Source organism: Flavobacterium sp. (genome assembly GCF_031422135.1).
In the GTDB taxonomy this organism is placed as follows: Bacteria; Bacteroidota; Bacteroidia; order Flavobacteriales; family Flavobacteriaceae; genus Flavobacterium.
Window position 1 is genome coordinate 1 of record NZ_JANOQD010000073.1, and the last position, 7141, is coordinate 7141.

General features: G+C 27.6%; 6 protein-coding genes and 2 pseudogenes. All 8 read left to right on the top strand.

Annotation, left to right across the window (positions count from 1 at the left end):
• Window positions 1-346: pseudogene (locus RMO70_RS10095) on the top strand (type IV secretion protein Rhs); the annotation flags it as partial.
• Between the two features lie 3 nt (window positions 347-349).
• Complete coding sequence (locus tag RMO70_RS10100) at window positions 350-2029, top strand: hypothetical protein (protein ID WP_310556317.1); 1680 nt, start codon at window positions 350-352, stop codon at window positions 2027-2029.
• 15 nt (window positions 2030-2044) lie between these two features.
• On the top strand, window positions 2045-2584 hold the full coding sequence (locus RMO70_RS10105; protein ID WP_310556318.1) for a hypothetical protein: 540 nt from the start codon (window positions 2045-2047) through the stop codon (window positions 2582-2584).
• A complete protein-coding gene (locus RMO70_RS10110) occupies window positions 2577-3281 on the top strand; it encodes a hypothetical protein (protein ID WP_310556319.1) in 705 nt (234 codons plus the stop codon). The genes RMO70_RS10105 and RMO70_RS10110 overlap by 8 nt, the downstream gene beginning before the upstream one ends.
• A 797-nt stretch (window positions 3282-4078) precedes the next feature.
• Window positions 4079-4534 (top strand): bacteriophage T4 gp5 trimerisation domain-containing protein, encoded by a 456-nt coding sequence (locus RMO70_RS10115; protein WP_310556320.1) that lies wholly within the window; start codon window positions 4079-4081, stop codon window positions 4532-4534.
• Window positions 4535-4536: 2 nt separating this feature from the next.
• Window positions 4537-5679, top strand: a complete 1143-nt coding sequence (locus tag RMO70_RS10120; RefSeq protein ID WP_310556321.1) for a hypothetical protein — start codon at window positions 4537-4539, stop codon at window positions 5677-5679.
• 1 nt (window position 5680) lies between these two features.
• Window positions 5681-6625 (top strand): hypothetical protein, encoded by a 945-nt coding sequence (locus RMO70_RS10125; protein ID WP_310556322.1) that lies wholly within the window; start codon window positions 5681-5683, stop codon window positions 6623-6625.
• Window positions 6626-6952: 327 nt separating this feature from the next.
• A pseudogene (locus RMO70_RS10130) lies at window positions 6953-7141 on the top strand (type IV secretion protein Rhs); the annotation flags it as partial.

Sequence of the window (7141 nt, forward strand, 5' to 3'; positions counted from 1 at the left end):
TGTGAATGCACCGAATGATATTACGATGAATGCGGGTGGGAATATCTCTATGACAGCAGGACAAAACATCAATTCAGCAGCAGCTATGAATATCTCTGAAAGTGCTGGAGTTGATAAATCGAGTTCCATAGGAATGATGCATAGTATGTTTGTGGGTGGAAATAGTATGATGAATGTGACAGGTAATGTGATAGAACATATTGCAGGAAATCATGAATCGCATACAGAGAAAGAACGAGTTGAGAATGCTAAAGAAGGAGTATCAACCAGTTCAGAGGGGTCTATAAATAAGCATGCAGAAAAAGAAGTGCAAAATAACAGTGCTGAGAAATCTAAACTTTTTTAAACAATGACAAGAATAAGAAATGTAGGTGGTACTATAACAAAGACTACAGGAGGAGATCATAATATATATTCGCAAGGGAATATTGTGCAAAACGCTGGTGGTACTATTTCTGAAATTGGAAAAGAAAAAGGTGTGAGTTTTGGTGAACCAGAAAAGCCTAAAAAAATAGAAAATATAACCCAATTAACGGATATATATTTTGCAAAAAAACTTTTAACTCCAGTTTTTGAAGACACTGAAGAAGCTGTTGTAGCAATAAAAGGAGAAAATGAAAAGAAAATAAGAGCGAGATTTATAAAAGAAAAAAAAATAAAAAAAGCAGATATAATTTCATACACTCCTGAGAAAGTTTTTAAAATTGCGAAAGGAGAAGAAAAAGTTACCATAAAATATAAAAAGAAAGTTAGAGATGAGGTTTCTTTTCCAAAAATAACAGAGACCAAAATCAAAAAGAAAATATGGGTCATAGCCATTTGTGATGGTTTAGCAGGAAAATTAACTATTGAAATGAATGAAAATAAATTATCGAATACTGAATTAGTATACGAAAATCCAATTAAGTTTTTAATTGAAAAAGATGAAAAAACCAAAATAGAGTTTGATTTAGCAAAGGATAAAACCAAAGAGCCTAATATTTTTGCTAAAGAAATCACTTTGCAACCTAAAAGTGTTGAAGATGTAAAAAAATTAATAGAAAAATTTAATAAACGTACAGATAAAAAAGCACAGTTGTTTACAAAAGGAGAAATTACAGAAACAACCGACCAAGTTATTTATCCAAATCCTGAACATGAATTTAAAAACAAGGATAAGGAAAGGTTGATAGTTTCTGGTGCGCCGTGTTTTTGCAATAGGGATATAACTCTTGAAGAAATAAAATCTATTGTTTTGAAAATGAGAAGTGAAGAAGGTATTAAAACAAAATACTTATTTTCTTCTGAAAACTGCCCTTTAGATTCTTCCGATAAGACTTACGAAAGACTGACAGAAGAATTAAATAGTACAATGAATAAATATCATATTAATACTTGCATCAGAAAAATTCACTTTTTGGCTCAATCTTATCATGAATCAGCAAGATATGACACAACGTTAGAAGGTGCATCTGGAAAAGGATATAATCCTGGTGAACATAGTAATGCTAAGAAAATGGAAAATACTGAAGATGGTGATGGTCCAAGATATAAAGGAAGAGGAATTATACAATTAACATGGAGAAAAAATCAAATGGCTTATTTTTCGTATATATTAAAAAAAGAGCCTACATTATTAAATAATAAAAAAATTGAGGATTTATTTGATAGAGGTGCATTGAATAAAGAAAAGTATATTTATTATGCTAATAAATTAGATGAAAAAGGAAATGTAATGATTAATCCTAAAACCAAAAAGGCAATTAAGGAAAAAATAGTTGAAGAAGTTGATGTAGATTCAGCAAGTCTTATTGCGAAAAACCTTCATTTTGCATTTGATTCTGCTGGTTGGTACTGGGAAAATTTAGGAAATGTTACAGCTACAAATGAAAATATTAATATTGTGGCTGATGGGGATAATGTTTTAAAAGTTTCGCAATGTATAAATGGACGGGTTAAAAATCCTTATGGATTAGAACATAGAAAGACTTTTACAAAATCATTAAAAGTTTTATTTGATTACGATGATGGATGTATTAACAAAATTTAAAACCAAGATTACACAATGAAAAATTTAAGAATTGTAATAATTATTTTTTTATTATTAACTAAAGCATTTGCACAAACAGAAGATAATTCTCAAAGAATTACCATAACCGCAGATATTAATAACGATAAAATAAATGACAAGGTTATTCACAATAAAGATTCGAATATATTTATTTTTAAATATAAAAAAGCTGGAAAATCTTTAACTAAAGAAATAAGTTTTTTCAAAAATTATGGCAACGGAATTACTGAAATGGATTTTTCATTTAAAAACAATGTACTTATTTTTAAAATGAGCTATGCTCCAAAATTTCTGGATAATGATACTCTAAAATTTGAATATGATAAATTAAGAGATGATTGGATATTAAAATCGGTATTAATCCATAGATTTAATCCTATGGATCCAGATTTAGTAACAAGCGATTGTTTATTAACTATGAAAAATAAAATTACTATATCAAATTCAGTTTATGACGATATTGAAGAGAACATAACAAAAAAATCAAAAGTATATATTTTAACTAAAAAATGTAAATATAAAAAGGGTGAGTAAAATAATTAAATTTTCTGTTTTACTATTGATATCATTCACTGCTAATACTTTTTGTCAAGAATTCAACTATGATTTAGACAAAAATGGGGAAATTGATTCTGTTAATCTAGATAAGGAAAATTATGTTGTAAATATTAAGTTGAATAAATCTAATACTTCTTTTGAAATACCTGAAATTACCGCTTATGAAAAGATTTCTTTAGTTAAATTTAAAAGTGAATTCATAAATATTCATTATTCATCTTCTTCTGTGTCTTCGATTGATTTATTTGTACAATACAAAAATAAAAAATGGATTTTAACAAGTACACTGTTTTATTCACCATGCCAGACATGCGAGAATGGCGAAGTAAAAACGTGTGAAAATATTGTAAATTTAGATATTAATAAAATAAACGAAGAAAATGTTGAGTCTATAGTTTTTAATGAAATTAATTGTAGAAAATTATACAAAAATATTAAGGGTATTAGTGTGAAGGATTTAAATTCCTATACAAGCAAAATATTAATAAAAGAATGTGTTTTGAATGAAATAATAGTTAATAAAACTTTACAAACTTATCCAGTTGATAAAAAAAATATATTAATGTATAAAAGTGTAAAAAAAACATTAGACAAAATCAAGTTAAATGTGGAGAAATTGAATAATGATGTTTTAAATTTCGATAATAAAAATAGCAAGGTATCAAAAAAATAATTTTCATAATATTAATATTAAATAATCTTTTTGGCTTTTCACAAAAGGAGCAAAATGCTATAGGCGATTTTGACAATGATAATTTAATAGATACATTATACTATAAGGATTACAAATATATTGAAGAATATAGGAATAAAGATATTTCGTATGTATGTAAAATAATAAGAGGGAATGGTAAAATATTTAATTTTAATCTTCCAATAGGATATGAATCCGTTCAGATTTTTCAATGTGATAGAAGCGGCTGTATTGAAACTTATCAGTGGAAAACAGGTGCGAGTGGTTTTGAAATAAATGAAACCTACATATATAAAAAAGAATATGACAACTGGATTTTAGAAAAAAGTGAAACTGTATACAAAGGAGGCAAAAAAGAAGTTTATAAACCTGATGTACCAACTGGTATTGATGGAAAAGAATACAAAGCAGAACCTAAAAATCAACTAAATAATTTTTCGGGAATATATATATTGTCAACTTGCCAAGATTCAAGATTTAAAATTGAGATTAAGAAAAATGCAGAATTTTACTGTTATTTAATCTTTGATAAAGAGAAAATAATATCAAAAGGTAAAATGATTTTAAATAAAAATAATTTTACTTTAGGTAAAATTAAAGGAATACTTTCAAGTAGAAATCTTAAAATTCAAAACTCGGATGCTATTAATCCTAAATTGTTACATTTTACTCAGTGTGATGAAAAATATCTAACATTTATTAAAATAAAGTAGTATTGGGTAATGTATTAGATGTGTTGGTAATACAAAAAGTTCTTTGAAATAAACGACCAGAAAGTGATTCAAACTCGTTCTGGAACTAAAATCATTATGAACGATGCTATAGGTAGTGTGTTTATTGAAGATCCAAGTGGTAACACTTGGTTAATGGATGGTAAAGGGAATATTAGTGTGAATGCACCGAATACTTTTTCAGTAACAGCTACAGATATCAATTTATCTGCAAGTAAAAATATATCGTCTAGTGCAGGAATGAATATTACAGAAAGCGCAGGAGTTGATAAAAGTACTTCTATAGGAATGATGCACACTATGTTTGTAGGAGGTGATAGTATGATGAATGTTACTGGAAAACTGGTTGAGAATATTACTGGAAATAAAGAAGCAAATATTGAAAAAGACAAACAAACAACTGTAAAAGGTAAAAGAATTAGTCAAGTGGATGGGAATCATGAAATTCATTCTAAAAGTGAAATTCATAATAACGCAGCAGAAAAATCAAAATCTTTCTAATTATGGGCAAATATACATATATAGGAGGTGATTACTTAGAGAATATAGGCGGAAGTAAAAAGGTTTATGTAAATGGAAAAAATGAAGCACATTCAAACCAACAAATTATACAAAAAGCTGATGGAGGGAATTTTTATGCAAAACCTGAGGATGCTCCAAAGAGCGAGGAAGAAATACAATATGTAAATGGGCATTTTTATAATACAGATGGTACATTTGAAGGAAAAGTTGACAAAGCTTTAAATACTGGAATAGTTAGCGATGTATACACTTGCACGGGAAAAGGCAAAGCAAAAGATAAAGATGGTAAAGAAATAGATGTTTATAATGGTATAAAATTAATAAAAGAGAACGATGTAAATATAACACATTCTCATTTTTGCTATATAGCTTATGTTGTAAAAATGGAGGCTGGTGATCCAGATTTTAAAGAGTTAAAATGCATCGCATATAGTAGTTTTAATTATTCAAAAGATGTAACTCTTAAAAAAGATGAAAAAAGCAAATGGAAACAAGTATTAGCAGGAAAATATTCATCAGTTCGAAAAAAAAAGGAATTAAAAGACTCATTAAATGATGACAAATCTAAACTAACTCGAAAAGCACTATTTTATGTACTTAATGGGGAGACCGATTTAACAAATGGTGCAAAATTTTGGGATGGTACAGATTTTCTGGCTTGGGGTAATTCTGAAACTAATATATATAACAATCTAGGTCAAAATAAATTTGATGAATATAAATTTATAGAAATACCAAAAGACATATATGATTCGTTTGTATTAGCAAATGGTACTTCTTCAAGATACCCAGATGCAGGGAATCATAATGAAAAAACTCACAAAGGAACTCACGAACATATAACAAAGAAAGTAAAAAAGAAAATACTAGATAAGGACAAAAAACCTGTTTTAGGAAAAGATGGTAAACCAACCTTTGAAGAAGTAGAAGTACCTTCAAAAATAAAATATGCAATACCAGCGGCAGATTTCGAAAATCAAGATTACTGGAAATCTGGAAACTTTTATTATGATACAGGCGTAAAGGAAACTTATGGGATTTCAGCGACAGTAAATGCTGGAAAAAGTATTTTTTGGAAAAAAACTAAAACTAGGCTCACTAGCGAAACTATAATTAAAAAATAGTATGAAAAAGTTAACTTTTATAATTTTTATAATTTTTATAATTTGTTTGTCCCTTTCTTTTTATATTCTAAAACCTAAAAAAATTAATATCAAATACAAGCTTGCTTTAGTTCAAGAAATAGATATTGATAAAGGGAGTTATAGGTATTTTAATGATGATAGTACTTACACAAAAGGAGAAGGCACTATTAAAGAAAATTTTATTGGCGTTTTTCCAAAAGCAAATGATACTGTAACTATTTACAAATTGAATTCAGATAAATCTGAAAAACCTGAAAAATTTACATTCTGGTTTAAAAAAAATAAAAATAAGTCAATTACTTTCTTTTGTTCAGGTGAAGAAGTTAGAGTAATGTTTGGAAACAAAAATACTATTACTATAAATAATGATAATTATAGAGTAAATTATGAATATTATACTTTTTTGAAACAAAAAGTATTTGTTGAAGCGTCAATATTAGATTTAACTTTTTTTCTAAAAGATGGATATGGTGACTATTCAGAATTACTAGAGCCATTAAATAAAAACTGGAGTAATCAAAAAGAAAATAGTACCCATAAAATTATTTCTGCTACTATCAAAAACCAAAATTATCAATCTGACGACCAATTTTTTATTTACAAATTTATTTATAAATATGATGAAAACGGAGTTTTAAAAAGCATTGATGGTGAAAACAGATACAATAAAAAATTTATAAATAACAAAGGGAAATACATTCAATACTCTATTTCCAATGGAGAAAATGAGCGTAGTTTGACAAATCTAATTCTGTATAAGAATAAAAAGACATTATTCGATTCTATTGTAGGAAGCACAGAACAATATTCTATTTCTAAAACAACATCTTACACAAAATATCAATCTGAACTAAAAATTTTAGAAGTAGATAAAAAACCAAAAAATATTGATGAAATAATTAAGATTTTAGATGTGGATAGGTAATATATCAAAAGTTTTTTTTAAACAAAAACGTCAATAAAATCAAGTACTAAAATTAAAATTTAGGAATAAAAAAGACAACCTTAGGGTTGTTTTTTTTACTTTTAGTGTTTTAATCAACTAAAATAGTTTCGATTTATAGCTAGTGTTATTAGAAGTGTTGTTTTTTAAAAATAGCCCTGATGGTAGTGGAAAGCTTTTTGCAGGCTAGTTGTATTTTTTTCTTGCTCTAAAAGAGCGACCACAGGAAGCTCCTTTTAGGGCTTAGAAAAAAAACAACTAGACAAGAAAACTTGTAACGAACAGCAGGAAATAGCTTCTAAAATAATTATGAACGATGCTATAGGTAGTGTGTTTATTGAAGACCCAAGTGGTAACACTTGGTTAATGGATGGTAAAGGGAATATTAGTGTGAATGCACCGAATGATATTACGATGAATGCGGGTGGGAATATCTCTATGACAGCAGGACAAAACATCAATTCAGCAGCAGCTATGAATATCTCTGAAAGTGCTGGA

Excerpts from the sequence above, each read along its gene's own strand:
- RMO70_RS10100 (WP_310556317.1), top strand. The coding sequence starts at position 350 with ATGACAAGAATAAGAAATGTAGGTGGTACTATAACAAAGACTACAGGA.
- RMO70_RS10105 (WP_310556318.1), top strand. The coding sequence starts at position 2,045 with ATGAAAAATTTAAGAATTGTAATAATTATTTTTTTATTATTAACTAAA.
- RMO70_RS10120 (WP_310556321.1), top strand. The coding sequence starts at position 4,537 with ATGGGCAAATATACATATATAGGAGGTGATTACTTAGAGAATATAGGC.
- RMO70_RS10125 (WP_310556322.1), top strand. The coding sequence starts at position 5,681 with ATGAAAAAGTTAACTTTTATAATTTTTATAATTTTTATAATTTGTTTG.